Source organism: Amycolatopsis sp. NPDC005961 (genome assembly GCF_040629235.1).
GTDB classification, from domain to species: Bacteria; Actinomycetota; Actinomycetes; order Mycobacteriales; family Pseudonocardiaceae; genus Amycolatopsis; species Amycolatopsis camponoti.
Map to the genome: position 1 here is coordinate 12,762 of NZ_JBEXVF010000104.1, position 15,136 is coordinate 27,897.

Here is a 15,136-nt window from a genome sequence, read left to right on the forward strand (position 1 = left end):
CCATGTGCCTAGGGATCCCGGGCGAGATCATCGAACTCAGCGAGGAGCGCCCGGACCTCGCGAAAGTCTCGGTCAGCGGCGTCAAGCGGCTCATCAACATCGGCCTGCTGGACGACGACCCGCCGAAGCCGGGCGACTGGATCCTCATCCACGTCGGCTTCGCACTGTCCAAAATAGACGAACAGGAGGCCGCGGCCGCCCTGGAGTTCCTCGAAAGCATCGGCAAGGCCTACGAGGACGAAATGGCCGCCCTGCTCGAATCCCGGATCGACTAGAGGAGTCGTCATGCGTTTCGTCGACGAGTTCCGCGACGCGGAGAAGGCGCGGGCGCTGTCCGCCAAGATCACGTCGTTGTGCGAGCCGGGCCGCCACTACAAGTTCATGGAGGTCTGCGGCGGGCACACGCACACCATCTACAAGCACGGCCTCGAGGACTACCTGCCCGAGAGCATCACGCTGGTGCACGGCCCGGGCTGCCCGGTGTGCGTGATCCCGATGGGCCGCATCGACGACGCCATCCACATCGCCCGGCAGCCCGGCGTGCTCATGACGTCGTTCGGCGACATGATGCGCGTGCCCGGCTCCGGCGGGAACTTCTTCGACTCCAACGCCGAAGGCACGAACATCCGGATGGTCTACTCGCCGCTCGACTCGCTGAAGATCGCGCGGCAGAACCCGGACCTGCGCGTCGTGTTCATGGCGATCGGGTTCGAGACGACGACGCCGTCCACCGCGATGACGCTGCTGCGCGCGGCCGCCGAGGGCATCGAGAACTTCTCGGTGTTCGGCAACCACGTCACGATCATCCCGGCCATCAAGGCCATCCTCGACTCCCCCGACCTGCGGCTCGACGGCTTCATCGGCCCGGGTCACGTCTCGACAGTGATCGGCTGCCGGCCGTACGAGTTCATCGCGCGCGACTACGGCAAGCCCGTGGTCGTCGCCGGGTTCGAGCCCCTGGACATCCTGCAGTCGATCTACATGCTGATGCTGCAGCTCTCCTCGGGACGGTCCGAGGTCGAGAACCAGTACTCGCGCGTGGTGCCGTGGGACGGGAACCTCGTCGCGTTGAAGGCCATCAACGAGGTGATGCAGCTGCGGCCGTACTTCGAGTGGCGCGGCCTCGGGTTCATCACGCACTCGGCGATGGCGATCCGCGAGAAGTACGCCGCGTTCGACGCCGAGCGGATCTTCGAAATCCCCGGACTGCGCGTCGCCGATCCCAAGGCGTGCCAGTGCGGCGAGGTGCTGAAGGGCGTGCTGAAGCCGTGGGAGTGCAAGGTGTTCGGCACCGCGTGCACCCCGGAGACGCCGATCGGGACGTGCATGGTCTCGCCCGAAGGCGCCTGCGCGGCCTACTACAACTTCGGCCGGTTCAGCCGTCAGCGCGTCCGGGAGGCGAGCCGCGCATGACCACCACCGAACGCGAGCAGCAGGTCCTCGACCGCATCGAGCGCGCCCGGCGCCGGCGCGCGAAGGTGCGTGAAGAGCGCATCACGCTGTCGCACGGCGCGGGCGGCAAGTCGACGCACACGCTGATCGAGGCCGTGTTCCTCGACGCGTTCCGCAACCCGCTGCTAGAACCCCTCGAAGACTCGGCGTCGCTGACCATCGGCGACGCGCGACTCGCGTTGACGACGGACTCCTACGTCGTCTCGCCGCTGTTCTTCCCCGGCGGGAACATCGGTGACCTGGCGGTCAACGGCACGGTGAACGACCTCGCCGTGTCCGGCGCGCGGCCGCTCTACCTGACCGCCGGGTTCATCCTCGAGGAGGGTTTTCCGGTCGAGGACCTGCTGAAGATCGTCGACTCGATGAAGTCCGCGGCGCTCGCGGCGGACGTCCAGATCGTCACCGGCGACACCAAGGTCGTCCAGCGCGGCAAGGCCGACGGGGTGTACGTCAACACGGCCGGGGTCGGGGTGCTCACCCGCACGGGCCTCGGCGTGGCCACCGTGAAGCCCGGAGACGCCGTCCTCGTCTCCGGGCCGATCGGTGACCACGGCGTCACGATCATGCTGGCCCGCGGCGAGCTGGACATCGACGCCGACCTCGAGTCCGACACCGCACCCGTGCACGACCTGGTCGCCGGGCTGCTGGCCGCGGTTCCCGGCGTGCGCGCGATGCGCGACGCGACCCGCGGCGGCGTCGCGACGATCCTCAACGAGATCGCGAAGGCGGCGGAGGTCGCCGTGGTCGTCGACGAGAAGGCCGTCCCGGTGCGGGACGAGGTCCGCGGCGCGTCGGAGCTGCTGGGCATCGACCCGCTGTACGTCGCGTGCGAAGGCCGGATCGTGGTCGTCGTCGACGGCTCCCAGACCGACGCGGCATTGGCCGCGTTGCGCTCGCACCCGCTCGGCGCGGACGCGGCGGTGATCGGGCGGATCGCCGACGACCCGCCGGGGATCGTGCTGCTGAACACCGCGTTCGGCGGTACCCGGATCGTGGACCTGCTGGTCGGGGACCCGCTGCCGAGGATCTGCTGAATGCACGAAATGGCGGTCACGCAGTCGGTCGTCGACGCGATCGTCGCCCGCCTCGGCGAGGCGGCGGTGTCGTGCGTCCGGCTGGAGATCGGCCGGCTGTCCGGGGTGGTGCCGGACAGCGTCCGGTTCTGCTTCGACGTCCTGTGCACGGGAACCTCGCTGGAAGGTGCCCGGCTGGACATCGCCGAGCCGTCCGGGCGGGCGCGCTGCCGCGACTGCGGTGCCGAGTTCACCCTCGACGACTTCATCCTGCTGTGCCCCTGCGGCAGCGCCGACGTCGCGGTGCTGGCGGGGCGCGAACTGCGCATCACCTCGGTGGAGGTCAGCCATGTGTGACACCTGCGGCTGCTCGGACTCGGACGTCCGGATCACCGACCACGCCCACACCGTGGTCATGGAGCAGGACATCCTCGCGAAGAACGACGAACTCGCGTCGCACAACCGCGCGCACCTGCGGTCTTCCGGCGTCTTCGCGATCAACCTGATGAGCTCCCCCGGCGCCGGGAAGACGACGTTGCTGGAACGGACGATCCGCGCGTCGGACACGCCGTGCGCGGTGATCGAGGGGGACCAGGAGACGCTGCTCGACGCCGAGCGGATCAAGGCGACCGGCGCGCCGGTCGTGCAGATCAACACCGGCGCCGGCTGCCACCTGGACGCGTCGATGCTGCACCGGGCCCTGCATTCGCTCTCGCCGGCTCAGGGTTCGACGTTGTTCATCGAGAACGTCGGCAACCTGGTCTGCCCGGCGCTGTTCGACCTCGGCGAGGCGGCGCGCGTCGTGGTCCTGTCGGTGACCGAGGGGCCCGGGAAGCCGCTGAAGTACCCGCACATGTTCGCCGCGACCGACCTGGTGCTGCTGAACAAGGTCGACCTGCTGCCGTACGTCGACTTCGACGTCGCCGAGTTCGAGCGGGACACGCGGCGAGTCAACCCCTCGGCGGCGATCCTCCAGGTCAGCGCGACGCGCGGCGACGGCCTCACCGAGTGGTACGACTGGCTACGGCGACCTGCCCGAAGCTGATCCCGCCGTCGTTCGCCGGCACGTTCCGGTGGGTCAGGACGCGGAAACCGGCGCGTTCCAGGGTTTCCACGGTCCGGTCGAGCAGCAGGACGTTCTGGAACACCCCGCCGGAGAGCGCGACCGTGGTGCTGCGGTCGCGGAAGCGGTCACAGGTCCGCGCGATCGTGTCGGCGACCCCGTTGTGGAACCGGGCGGCCCTCTTGGCTCGGCTGCTGGTGTCGTCCAGGAGCGCGGCGATGAGGTCTTCGCCGTGGACCACTTCGTCGATCCGCGCGCGGTAGGCGGACGTCTCCGCCGGGTCGGCCAGCTGCTCCAGCTCGATCGCGGCCTGGCCCTCGTAGGTGATGGTATCCCGGACGCCGAGCAGCGCGGCGGCGGCGTCGAAGAGGCGCCCGGCGCTGGACGTCAGGGGTGAGTTGAGGCCGCTGCGCTTGAGCTTGACGATGTCTTCGCGCGCCGGACGGCCCAGTTCGTCCACATAGGACGCTGCCATCCGCCACGGCTGCCGGATCGCCATGACGCCGCCGGGCATCGCGACCGGCCGGAGGTGGCTGAGCCGCTGGTAGCTCGTCAGGTCGGCGAGGAGGAACTCGCCGCCCCAGACGGTGCCGTCGGGGCCGAAGCCGGTGCCGTCGAAGGCGACGCCGAGGACCGGGCCGTCCTCGCCGTTGTCCGCGAGGCACGCGGCGATGTGGGCGTGGTGGTGCTGGACGCCGAGCAGGTCGACGTCCTGCTCCAGCGCGTACTTCGTGGACAGGTACTCGGGGTGCAGGTCGTGCGCGACGACCACGGGATCGATGGCGAAGAGGTGCTTGAAGTGCTCGATGCCCTCGGTGAACGACTTGAGCGTCTCGTAGTTCTCGAGGTCGCCGATGTGGTGCGAGACGAACGCGTGGCGGCCCTTGGCGAGGCAGAAGGTGTTCTTCAGCTCGGCGCCGCAGCCGAGGAGGTGCTGCTTCGTTTTCCTGATGCCGACGGGCTCGGGCGCGTAACCCCGCGAACGCCGTTGGAGCTGCTCTCGCTTTCGGACGATGCGCACCACGGAGTCGTCGGTCCGGACGTGGATGGGCCGGTCGTGGGTGAGGAACGCGTCGGCGATGTCCTTCAGGCGGCTCAGGTCTTCGTCGCGGTAGACGATGGGCTCGTCGGAGACGTTTGCGCTGGTCAGCACGATCGGACCGGTGCGCTCCAGCAGGAGGTGGTGGAGCGGGGTGTAGGGCAGCATCAGCCCGATCCGCCGGTTCCCCGGCGCGACGGCTCCGGCGAGGCCTCCTCGGGCGGGCAGCAGCACGATGGGCCGTCGCCGGCTGCTGAGCGCTTCTTCGGCCGCTTCGCTCACTTCGGCCAGTTCCCGGGCCTGCGCCAGGTCGGCGACCATGACGGCGAAGGGCTTGTCTTCGCGATGCTTCCTCGCCCGCAGTTTCGCCGCGGCCTCTTCGTGCCGCGCACCGACGGCGAGGTGGTAGCCGCCGAGGCCCTTCACCGCGACGATCGCGCCTTGGTGCAGCGCTTCGGCGGCGCTCGCGATCGGCTCCCCGCCCCCGGGTTCGAACCGCAACGCGGGCCCGCAGGCCGGGCAGCAGACGGGCTGGGCGTGGAACCGCCGGTCCGCCGGGTCCTCGTACTCCTGCTTGCACGCGGCGCACATCGCGAAGGCGGCCATCGTCGTGAGCGGCCGGTCGTAGGGAACGCCCTGGACGATGGTGAACCGCGGCCCGCAGTTCGTGCAGTTGACGAAGGGGTACCGGAACCGCCGGTCACCGGGGTCGCGCAGCTCCCGCAGGCAGTCCGCGCAGGTGGCGGAATCAGCGGAGATCAGCGTGTCGGCGGCACCACCGGGACTCCCGCTGGCGACGATGACGAAGCCGACGTCCCCGATCGGGGGAATTTCGCGAGTCTCCACGCGCTCGACGCCGGCCAGCGGCGGCGCTTCGGCCGTCAACGCGGCGACGAAAGCTCCGACCCGATCCGGCGTGCCTTCGGCCTCGGCGAAGACGCCGTGGACGTCGTTCCCGACCAGCCCGGAGACGCCGATCCGCAGCGCCAGGCCGTGAACGAAGGGCCGGAAGCCGACGCCCTGCACGACCCCGCCGACCCTGACCGCCAAGCGCACGCGCCGGTCCACGCACCGAGTGTCCGCCCCCGGCCACGTGCCGTCCAGCGGACAGTGGCCGGATGTGGACGATCGGGGGACCACTGTCACTTTTGTCGGCCCCTCGGGGCACAATCGTGCGGCAACCGGGCGAATGGCGGACTCCGGAGGGGCCAGTGCAGGGGCGGGACGTTGCGGTCGGCGGCACGACCGAAATGTGGGAACGGCTCTTCGGGGCACGCGAAAACTGGGGCTGGGAGTTCACCCCGCCGGCGGCGGTCACCGTGAGCCCGGAGGCGGCGGCACCGCCGGTCGCCGAGCAGGTGTACGCACCGCACGACTACCAGTTCCGGCAGAAGCGCAGCAAGCGCGCGTGGCTGGGGCTGCTGGGCTGGCTCGCGCTCACGTTCGTCCTCGTCGTGCTGGTCGGCGGGATGATGGACGCCGTCTCGAAGACGATCCCGCTGGCCGCCGAGATCACCACGACCGTCGTGCTCGGCGTCGGCATCCTGCTCGCCGTCGTGCACTTCTTCCGGACGCGGCGGCGGTTCACCGTGATGAAGCGCGGCTACGAGTCCAACTACAACCGCGCGCTCGAGTCGTACAAGCAGGCCCACTTCGCGTGGGAGCAGCGGGTCGCCGAGCACGACCGCCGCGAGCGCGAGCGCTTCGGCTCCGCGATGCTGTGGCAGCCGGTGAAGCTCGGCTCGCGGCCGAGCCGGATCGACGTCTTCGGCGGGACCGAGGACGGCTGGGCGAGCCTGCTCGCCACCAGCGGCGCGGCCCAGCTGGCCGGCGGCGCGTCGATGCTGCTGCTGGACCTGACCGACATGGCCGTGGGCGACGACCTGGCGATCGCCGCGGCCGCCAGGGGCTACGAGGTCGCGGTGCACGAGCTGCCGCGCGACCTCGGCGCGTTCGGCCTGCTCGCCGACCTCGACCCGCACGAGCTGGCCGAGGTCCTCGCCGAGGCGATGTACAACCTGAACCGCACGGCGCTGGGGCAGGACCTGCGCGGCCTGCACGCCGACCTGCTCACCACCGTCGCCGAGCGGCTGAGCGGGCCGGTCACGTTCACCAAGCTCGTCGCCGGGCTGCAGGTGCTGCGCCGGGTGTACGACGCGGGCTCCGACGAGACGCTGTCGGCCGAGGAGCTGCGGAAGCTCAACTCCTACGTGGACACCGTCGGCAACACCGAGCAGGTCCGCAACGAGCTGATCGCGCTCGAAGGCGAGATCCGCGGGCTGGCGCGGACCGAGGGCGCCGTCGAGGGCGCGCCCGCCGGGTTCCGCGCGAGCTGGCCCTCGCGCGGCCTCTCCGTCGTCGCGACCCGGACGAAGATCGGCCGGCACAAGCGGTTCCTCGACCACGTGGTCTTCCACCGCGCGCTGCAGGAGCTGCATTCCCGCGACACGACCGGCCGTGAGGTGCTGGTCGTCGCGGGCGCCGACCAGATCGGCCTCGAAGCGCTCGAAGCGATGGCCCAGCAGGCCCGGCGCGCGGGCGTCCGGCTCGTCTTCCTGCTCCGCCACCTGCGCGACGACCTGCAGAAGCTGCTGGGCAGCTCGGGCAGCGTCAGCCTGCTGATGCAGCTGGGCAACGCGAACGAGGCGGCGAACGCGGCGGAGTTCATCGGCCGCGGCTACAAGTTCGTCCTCTCGCAGCTGACCGCCGAAATGGGCAAGACCTTCACCGAGGGCAACTCGTCCAGCACCGGCGGGTCCGTGGGCTCGTCGAACAGCCGCGGCTACAGCGTCGGTGGCAGCAGCAGCTTCACCAGCGGCAGCGGAGGCAGCGGCGGGTCGTGGTCGTCCGGCTCGAACTGGAGCCGGAACACCAGCTCGTCGAGCTCGCGCGAGAGCAACTGGCAGGACACCGTCAACCAGTCCGAGGCGATCTCGCGCAGCGAAGGCGAGACCCGGGCCCGCGTGTACGAGTTCCAGGTCGAGCCGACCGCGCTGCAGTCACTCGCGCCGACGGCGTTCGTGCTGGTCGAGGCCGGTCCGACCGGACGGCGGGTGGTCATGGGCGACTGCAACCCCGGCATCGTCCTGCTCGACCGGGTCGCCCGCGACGCGCTGCCGCGCTGATGTCCCCGCTCGACGGCTTCGGCTTCCACCGGCTGCTGTCCGTCCCCCGCGGCGACGACCTGGCGACGGGCGTCGACCGGCCGGACGAGACCGGCGGCCGCGCCCCGGCCCAGCTCTTCGCCGCGCTGACCGCGGCTCACGCCGACCTGCGCTTCCGCGGCCCGGACGCGGCGTTCGCCGTCGCCTGGGAGCGCACCGGCGGAGCGCGGCCCCTGCGCGTGCTGGTCGGCGGGCGCCCGCACTCGCCGGTCGCGCGGCCGGCTGACGGGCCGGTGCCGATCCTCTACCCGCCGGGCAGCCTCGGCACGCCGGTGCCCACGCCGGACTGGGCGGCGCTGCCCGCGTGGACGCGCTGCGCGGGCGGTCCCGATCCACTGTGGACACCGGAGGCCGGGTCCGACGCGCCGGGCCGCGGCGGCTTCGACGACTACGTCGCCCACCTGCCCGGCGAGTTCGCCTGGCTCGTCGTCGCCGAGCCGCTGGGCGCCGAGGCCGTCGAACGGGAGCTGCTCGGGCTCGAGACGACGATCCCGCGGCTGCGGCAGCGGGAGAACTCGGAGCCGGACCGGATCGCGCTGCTGCGGGCGGAAGGCCGGTACCGGGAGCTGTCCCGGGCGCGGCCCGCGGGCCTGTGGACCGTGCACGTCCTGGTCGGCGGCCCGGACGAGGCGAGCACCCGCGCGGCGGCGGCGTTGCTGTGCAGCGCCAGCGACCTCGACGCGCTGCCGTACGTGCTGACGCCGGGCACCGAGTGCGCCTCGTTCACCTCGGTCTGGGAGACGCGGACGTCCGGTGTACTGGCCTCCCCGTTTTCGGCGACCGGCGAGTTCGTCGCCGCGATCGCCCGCCCGCCGCGGCGCGAGCTGCCGGGCATCCGGATGACCGAGCCGCCGCTGTTCGACGTCACCCCGGAGTTCACCGGCGAGATCCCGCTCGGCACGGTCCTCGACGACGCCGACCAGCCGGCCGGCGAGTTCCGCGTCGCGCTCGACACGCTCAACCGGCACACGTTCGTCGCGGGCGCGACGGGTTCGGGCAAGTCGCAGACCGTCCGGCACCTGCTGGAGGGCCTGCACGCCGCGGGCGTCCCGTGGCTGGTCATCGAACCGGCGAAGGCCGAGTACGCGGCGATGGCGGGCCGGCTCGGGCCGGACGGGCGCGTCACGGTGATCCGGCCGGGCGCCCCCGACGCGTACCCGGCCGGGCTCAACCCGCTCGAGCCGGCGGCGGGCTTCCCGCTGCAGACGCACCTCGACCTCACGCGCGCGCTGTTCATGGCGGCGTTCGACGCGGACGAGCCGTTCCCGCAGGTGCTCGCGCAGGCGCTGACCCGGTGTTACGTCGACCAGGGCTGGGACCCGGTGACCGGCGAGGTCCGCGGGCGCGTCGGGCCGGTGAAGTACCCGAGCCTCGGCGACCTGCAGAAGACGGCGATCGAGGTGGTCAAGGGCATCGGCTACGGCAAGGAGGTCGCCGACAACGTCCGCGGCTTCGTCGACGTCCGCATCGGTTCCCTCCGGCTGGGCACGCCGGGCCGGTTCTTCGAGGGCGGCCACCCGCTGGACGTCGCGGAGCTGCTGCGCGGCAACGTCGTCCTGGAGATCGAGGACATCGGGTCCGACATGGACAAGGCGTTCTTCATCGGCGCGGTGCTGATCCGGCTGTTCGAGCACCTGCGCGTCCACCACGTGGCCGGTTCTTCGGGGCTCCGGCACGTGCTGGTGCTGGAGGAGGCGCACCGGCTGCTGAAGCGGGCGGAGCCGGGGAGCCCGACCGAGCACGCGGTGGAGCTGTTCACGTCGCTGCTGGCGGAGATCCGGGCGTACGGCGAAGGGATCGTTGTCGCCGAGCAGATCCCGGGCAAGATCGTCCCGGACGTCATCAAGAACACGGCGTGCAAGATCCTGCACCGGTTGCCGGCCGCGGACGACCGTTCCGCGGTCGGGGCGACCATGAACCTGAGCGAGGCCCAGTCCCGGCACGTCGTGACGCTGCCCCCGGGTCGCGCGGCGGTGTTCACCGACGGAATGGACCGCCCACTGCGGCTTTCCATGCCGCTGAGGGAGTCTCTCGAGGACGCTTCGCTGGTGTCCACGTCACCGGCGTTGGCTTCGGTTCGCAGTGTCGCTTGTGGACAGTCATGTGCGGCCCGCCCGTGTTCGCTTCGGGAGCTGGGCGACGCCGTGCACCGCGCGGACGAGGACCCGCAGCTGGTGCTGTGGCTGGAACTGCTGACGGTCGCCCACCTGGCGGGCCGTCCCGCGCCGGCGCCGTCCGCTGCCTGGATCGCCTCACTGCGGGCGGCGTACGACGAGCGGACGCTGGAATGCGCGGTGGCGCACCGCGTCCAGACGGCGGTGGACGCGCGGTACGCGGGCATTACGAGGTACAACGCGGCGGCGGAGTTCATCGAGCACCTGGCATCGAGCGCCCGCCGGACGTTGGCCGGTGCTCCGTCGAGCTGCGACGGGACGGAGGTCCGCTGGCAGGCGGGCCGCAGCCGCTGGTTCGACGTGCTGCGAGCGTTGAAGGCGGCGGCCCCGGAGGCAGGCCCGCACCCGTCGACCCCGGATTGGGCGGCGCGCGGCCTGGTCCTCGAGGGTGAGACGAGCGCGGAGCAGCTGGCGGCACTCCGCCTGCGCCCGGAGCACTGGCACGACGACGACCCGACGATCCTGGGCACCACCCACCCGACGGCGATCATGAAGGCGGCCTCCCAGCTCAGCAACGCAAGAACCGAAGCAGCCCGCTTCGCGGCGGCGACGGGGTTCTTGAACCTCGCCTTCCGCGCCGACCGAGTGCTCCGACTGAAGGCCGACGAGGGGACCGCACGATGAGCGAGACGAGCGACGGGTCGTCGGAGGCACCGGAACCACCCCCGGAGCCGGCGGACACGGGCGAGGACCGCCCGGACGGCCCCCCGGAGGACGAGGACCCTTCCCCGGAGTCGGCCGAGTCCGGCGATCAGCCCACCCCGGACGCGGCGCCCGAAGACCCGCCGGACGACGAGCCAGACCCTGCCGAGCAGCCGGACGACGCCGATCAGCCCCCGCCCGACCAGCCCGAGAACGACCAGGCGGCGGACGACCCGCCGGACCCTGCCGAGCAGCCCGAGAACGACCAGGCGGCGGACGACCCGCCGGATGACCAGCCCGACCCCGCCGACCAACCCGACGACCCAGAACCAGCCGACCAGCAACCCGACGAAACCGACCCCGCCGAGCAGCCCGACCAAGCGTCCGACGACCCACCAGACGACCGGCCCGACCCCGCCGAGCAGCCCGACCAAGCCTCCGACGACCCAGAGCCGCCCGCCGAACAACCGGAAGACGCCGACCAACCCCCGCCGGAGCAACCCGAGGACGACCAGGCCGCCGACGACCCACCGGACGACGAACCGGACCCCGCGGAGCAGCCCGAACCCGAGCGCCCGGAAAACGACGCCGACGAGCCCGAACAACCGGACCCGGAAGACACCGGCGCCGACGACCCGGACAACACCGAGCGCGAACGCGAACTGAAGCCGGACGACCCACGCTGGGACGGCCAGTGGAACTCGTCCGAGGCGGGAACCGAACAACCGGCGACGGCGGCCGAGACGGAATCCGCTGCCGAGCGCGACGCGGAGGCCGAGTCCGAAGGCGACTTCGAGCGAGAACGGGAACTCACCCCGCGCACCCCGGCCGGCGACAGCCCGTCCGCGTCGGCCGGCACCCGCGTCGAGCAACCGGCGCAAGGCCAGGAAATCCCGTCGGCGGACACGGGCCCGGAGATCGCCCCGGATCAGGCACGGCCGGAGGTTCCCGGCCCCGAGCGGTCGTCCGTCGAAACGCCGATGATCCGTCCCCAGGAGCAGACGATCGTCTCGCCCGCGGAGACGGAACTGGGCGCTCGGCCGCTCGAAACGAACTCCCCGGAGATGTCGGCGACGGCCGAAAAGGCCGACCCCTACGAGGGTTCCTGGGACCCCCGGACCGGAGAACTGCAACTCGGGCACCCGGACGCGACTCCCGCTCAGCCGCGCGAGCACGTGCCCGGCGACACCACCGGCGGCGCGTGGCAAGAGCACTTCTCGCCGGACGGCGACAGCGCGGCGAAGAACGAAGACGACGACGCGTCCGAAGGCGACGAAACCCACGAGGAGACCGGCGAAGAGCGCAAGACGGAACGAGCCGACGACATCGAGCCCGAGGAGACCGCGGCCAAGAAGTCCGCCGAAGACGCCGGCGACCTCGCCGAGACCGTGACGGGCCTCATCGAAGGGGCGGAGGCGGTCACCGAAAAGCACGACGAGACGCACACCGTCACCAGCCAGCAGCACGACCGCGTCGACCCGGTCACCCCGGAGTCCCAGAACGCCACCGCCGACCCGATCGGATCCCTGCTCGCAACCGGCGTCGCGCTCGCCGCGGCCATCAAGCAGAAGCTCTCCGAACGCGGCCGCGAATCGGAGACGGCCGCGCCGGAACTCGGCCCGTCACCGGAGTCCGAAGTTCCCGACCCGCCGGAAAACCCGGAATCGCCGGCCGGCCAGGAGCACCCGGAAGACCCGCGAGGAACGCCGGACGGATCCGAGCCACCGGACACGAATCACCCCGACCAGCCGTCTCCGCGGATGTCGGCAGCCGAACCGAACGAGTCCGGCGATGCGGAGCAACCACCACCCGACGCGGACGGCAGCGACGCACCACCCGACAGCCAGGAACCGGGCGAGCCCGTCGAGGAGAAGAGCCGGCTGGCCGAGGCCCGTGACCAGCTGCTCGAAAAGGGTGGAGACGTCGCCACCCTCCTCGAACCGGTGGTGAAAGGGCCGGCCGGGGAGATCGTCAGCGGAGTCGGCACGGGCTTCGACGTCGTGGCCCCGCTGGTGGGCGAGGCGTTCAACCACCCCGACCAGAAGAAGCTCTACGTCGAAACTCTCGTCCGCGACGCGTGGAACCGGATCTCCGGCAACGACGGCAAGGGCGAAACCCCGAAGACACCCGAGGAGGAAGACGAGAAGAAGTAGCCCCCGGCTACTGGCTCCACTCCGTCAGAGCCGGGAGGTCCGGCGGCTGCCGCAGGGCGTCCAGCACCACGTTCACCCCCGCGCGCAGCGGGGTCCCCCGGCGCACCACCGCCGCGATCGTGCGCGTCACCGGGGAGGCCAGCTCGCGCGTCGACACCCGGTACCGGCGGTCCACCGCCAGCTCCGGCAGCAGCGCGATCGACAACCCGGCCTCGACGTGCTGCAACGTCATCAGGTAATTGCTGAACCGGCACACCACCCGCGGCTCGAAACCCGACTCGCGGCACAGGCGCAGCGTCAAGTTCGCCATGTACGACCGCGGCACGTCCAGCGCCCACGGCGAGTCCGCGAAGGCGGACAGCGAAACCGGGCCGCGGGGGCCTTCCGCGGACGTCACCAGCACGATCGGGTCCGTCGCCAGCGGGACGATGTCGAGGTCCGGGCCCAGCGGCTGCTGCACGAAGTCGGTCGTCGTGATGATCACGTCCGCGTCGCCGCCGCGCAGGGCCGGGATGCTCTCGTGCGGCTCCAGCTCCAGCAGCTCGACCTCCAGGTGCGGGTACGCGCTCGCGAGCCGGGTCACCGCCGGGACCGCCATCGTGTGGATCGCGCTCTGGAACGCCCCCAGCCGGACCTGGCCGACCGGCTCCTCGCCGAGGCTGCGCAGCTCCGCCTCGACCGTGTCCATGTGGTCGAGGATCGCCCGCGCGCGCCGCGCCAGCATCAGCCCGGCCGGCGTCAACCGGACTCTGCGACCGGTGCGTTCCAGCAGCTGGGTGCGGGTTTCCGCTTCGAGCACGGCCAGCTGCTGCGACACGCTGGACGCGCTCAGGTTCGCGTCCTGCGCCACCGCGCGGACCGTCCCCAGCGTGTCGAGCCGGCTCAGCAGCCGCAGGCGCCACGGGTTCAGCATCACCCCATTCTTGTGCGGCAGAACCGAACAAGAAAGCCGGAATCGTGAGATGGACGTGACGCTCACACCGGACTTACCGTCGATGCATGGCTGCTCCGACCTCCGAACTGTCCACGTCCGACGCCTTCTGGGCCGACGCCGACAAGCACCTGGTGCGCTACGGCGGCGCGTTCACCCACGAGATCATCGACCGCGCCGAAGGCAGCTTCGTCTTCACCGAAGACGGCCGCCGCATCCTCGACTTCACCTCCGGCCAGATGAGCGCGATCCTGGGCCACTCGCACCCGGAGATCGTCGACACCGTCCGGCGGCAGGCCGCGAAGCTCGACCACCTGTTCAGCGGCATGCTGAGCCGCCCGGTCGTCGACCTCGCGCGGCGCCTCGCCGAGTCGCTGCCCGAACCGCTGGAGAAGGCGCTGCTGCTGACCACCGGCGCCGAGTCCAACGAGGCGGCCATCCGGATGGCCAAGCTCGTCACCGGCAAGCACGAGATCGTCTCGTTCGCGCGGTCGTGGCACGGCATGACGCAGGCCGCGGCGAACGCCACCTACAGCGCCGGCCGCAAGGGCTACGGCCCTGCCGCGCCGGGCAACTTCGCCATCCCGGCGCCGAACGCGTACCGGCCCGACTTCACCGACGCCGACGGCAAGCTGGACTGGCGGCGCCAGCTCGACTTCGCGTTCGAGATGATCGACGCGCAGTCGGTCGGGAGCCTCGCCGCGTGCATCGTCGAGCCGATCCTCAGCTCCGGCGGGATCATCGAACCGCCCGTCGGCTACTTCGCCGCGCTTCAGGAAAAGTGCCGGGAACGCGGCATGCTCCTGATCCTCGACGAAGCCCAGACCGGGCTCTGCCGCACCGGGAACTGGTACGCGTTCGAGCGCGACGGCATCGTCCCGGACATCCTGACGCTGTCGAAGACGCTCGGCGCCGGACTGCCCCTCGCGGCCCTGCTGACCAGCGCCGAAATCGAGCAGGCGGCCCACGAGCGCGGGTTCCTGTTCTTCACCACGCACGTCGCGGACCCGCTGCCGGCGGCCGTCGGCAACACCGTCCTGGACGTACTGCAGCGCGACCACCTCGACGAACGCGCGCTCCAGCTCGGCAGCCTGCTCCGACACGGACTCGAGCGCATCGCCCACCGGCACGAGGTCGTCGGCGACATCCGCGGCCGCGGCCTGCTGGCCGGGCTGGAGCTGGTCGTCGACCGCGAGACGAAGCGCAGCTCGGACGAGCTGGGCGCGCGCGTCACCGCCCGCTGCCTCGAGCTCGGGCTGCACATGAACATCGTGCAGCTGCCCGGGATGGGCGGGGTGTTCCGGATCGCGCCGCCGCTGACCGCGTCCGAAGAGGAGATCTCCCTGGGCCTGTCGATCCTGGACGAGGCCATCGGGGACGCCGTCAAAACCCTCTGACAAGCGAAAAGCCCCCTTGCCGGCCCGGGGAGCCGGCGAATACTGGGCGGGGGTCGCGGTGCGGAAGGGCAACGCCCAGCCGCGCACCTCGTCGCGGGTGCTGCCGAT

The 15,136-nt window shown here is 71.4% G+C and carries 11 protein-coding genes; 9 read left to right on the forward strand and 2 right to left on the reverse strand.

The annotated features are described in order from the left end of the window. Window positions 1–2 precede the first annotated feature (2 nt). The 5 genes from ABZ342_RS45690 to hypB are packed head-to-tail and all read left to right on the forward strand — an operon-like array spanning window position 3 to window position 3,510. Window positions 3–275, forward strand: a complete 273-nt coding sequence (locus ABZ342_RS45690) for a HypC/HybG/HupF family hydrogenase formation chaperone (protein WP_155548558.1) — start codon at window positions 3–5, stop codon at window positions 273–275. Window positions 276–285: 10 nt separating this feature from the next. Continuing rightward, window positions 286–1,413, forward strand: coding sequence for a hydrogenase formation protein HypD (gene hypD / locus ABZ342_RS45695; RefSeq protein ID WP_360487400.1), 1,128 nt, complete (start codon window positions 286–288; stop codon window positions 1,411–1,413). Continuing rightward, window positions 1,410–2,486: a hydrogenase expression/formation protein HypE gene (gene hypE / locus ABZ342_RS45700; protein WP_360487403.1), complete on the forward strand. Its 1,077-nt coding sequence runs from the start codon at window positions 1,410–1,412 to the stop codon at window positions 2,484–2,486. Before hypD ends, hypE begins: the two co-directional genes overlap by 4 nt. Next, the gene (locus ABZ342_RS45705) at window positions 2,487–2,822 is read left to right on the forward strand and encodes a hydrogenase maturation nickel metallochaperone HypA (protein ID WP_360487406.1); all 336 of its coding nucleotides are present in this window, start codon (window positions 2,487–2,489) and stop codon (window positions 2,820–2,822) included. Then, window positions 2,815–3,510, forward strand: a complete 696-nt coding sequence (hypB, locus tag ABZ342_RS45710; RefSeq protein WP_360487408.1) for a hydrogenase nickel incorporation protein HypB — start codon at window positions 2,815–2,817, stop codon at window positions 3,508–3,510. The genes ABZ342_RS45705 and hypB overlap by 8 nt, the downstream gene beginning before the upstream one ends. Here the strand turns inward: hypB and hypF are convergent. Continuing rightward, window positions 3,467–5,623, reverse strand: coding sequence for a carbamoyltransferase HypF (gene hypF / locus ABZ342_RS45715; protein WP_360487423.1), 2,157 nt, complete (start codon window positions 5,621–5,623; stop codon window positions 3,467–3,469). The genes hypB and hypF overlap by 44 nt on opposite strands. 155 nt (window positions 5,624–5,778) lie before the next feature. On the opposite strand from hypF, the gene ABZ342_RS45720 reads away from it, so the two are divergent. Genes ABZ342_RS45720 through ABZ342_RS45730 form a run of 3 tightly spaced genes read left to right on the forward strand, consistent with a single transcriptional unit; the run spans window position 5,779 to window position 12,700 of the window. Beyond that, the gene (locus ABZ342_RS45720; protein WP_360487411.1) at window positions 5,779–7,692 is read left to right on the forward strand and encodes a hypothetical protein; all 1,914 of its coding nucleotides are present in this window, start codon (window positions 5,779–5,781) and stop codon (window positions 7,690–7,692) included. Continuing rightward, a complete protein-coding gene (locus tag ABZ342_RS45725; RefSeq protein WP_360487413.1) occupies window positions 7,692–10,529 on the forward strand; it encodes an ATP-binding protein in 2,838 nt (945 codons plus the stop codon). Before ABZ342_RS45720 ends, ABZ342_RS45725 begins: the two co-directional genes overlap by 1 nt. Beyond that, window positions 10,526–12,700, forward strand: coding sequence for a hypothetical protein (locus ABZ342_RS45730; RefSeq protein WP_360487415.1), 2,175 nt, complete (start codon window positions 10,526–10,528; stop codon window positions 12,698–12,700). The genes ABZ342_RS45725 and ABZ342_RS45730 overlap by 4 nt, the downstream gene beginning before the upstream one ends. A gap of 7 nt (window positions 12,701–12,707) precedes the next feature. Here the strand turns inward: ABZ342_RS45730 and ABZ342_RS45735 are convergent, their stop codons facing one another. Next, window positions 12,708–13,613 (reverse strand): LysR family transcriptional regulator, encoded by a 906-nt coding sequence (locus tag ABZ342_RS45735; protein ID WP_360487418.1) that lies wholly within the window; start codon window positions 13,611–13,613, stop codon window positions 12,708–12,710. Between the two features lie 86 nt (window positions 13,614–13,699). Between ABZ342_RS45735 and ABZ342_RS45740 the strand changes: the two genes are divergently transcribed. Then, entirely contained in the window at window positions 13,700–15,028 is a 1,329-nt protein-coding gene (locus ABZ342_RS45740) for an aspartate aminotransferase family protein (protein WP_360487420.1), read from the forward strand. Window positions 15,029–15,136 lie beyond the last annotated feature (108 nt).

Excerpts from the sequence above, each read along its gene's own strand:
- ABZ342_RS45725 (WP_360487413.1), top strand. The coding sequence starts at position 7,692 with ATGTCCCCGCTCGACGGCTTCGGCTTCCACCGGCTGCTGTCCGTCCCC.
- ABZ342_RS45740 (WP_360487420.1), top strand. The coding sequence starts at position 13,700 with ATGGCTGCTCCGACCTCCGAACTGTCCACGTCCGACGCCTTCTGGGCC.
- ABZ342_RS45705 (WP_360487406.1), top strand. The coding sequence starts at position 2,487 with ATGCACGAAATGGCGGTCACGCAGTCGGTCGTCGACGCGATCGTCGCC.
- hypB (WP_360487408.1), top strand. The coding sequence starts at position 2,815 with ATGTGTGACACCTGCGGCTGCTCGGACTCGGACGTCCGGATCACCGAC.
- hypE (WP_360487403.1), top strand. The coding sequence starts at position 1,410 with ATGACCACCACCGAACGCGAGCAGCAGGTCCTCGACCGCATCGAGCGC.
- ABZ342_RS45735 (WP_360487418.1), bottom strand. The coding sequence starts at position 13,613 with ATGCTGAACCCGTGGCGCCTGCGGCTGCTGAGCCGGCTCGACACGCTG.
- ABZ342_RS45690 (WP_155548558.1), top strand. The coding sequence starts at position 3 with ATGTGCCTAGGGATCCCGGGCGAGATCATCGAACTCAGCGAGGAGCGC.
- ABZ342_RS45730 (WP_360487415.1), top strand. The coding sequence starts at position 10,526 with ATGAGCGAGACGAGCGACGGGTCGTCGGAGGCACCGGAACCACCCCCG.
- hypD (WP_360487400.1), top strand. The coding sequence starts at position 286 with ATGCGTTTCGTCGACGAGTTCCGCGACGCGGAGAAGGCGCGGGCGCTG.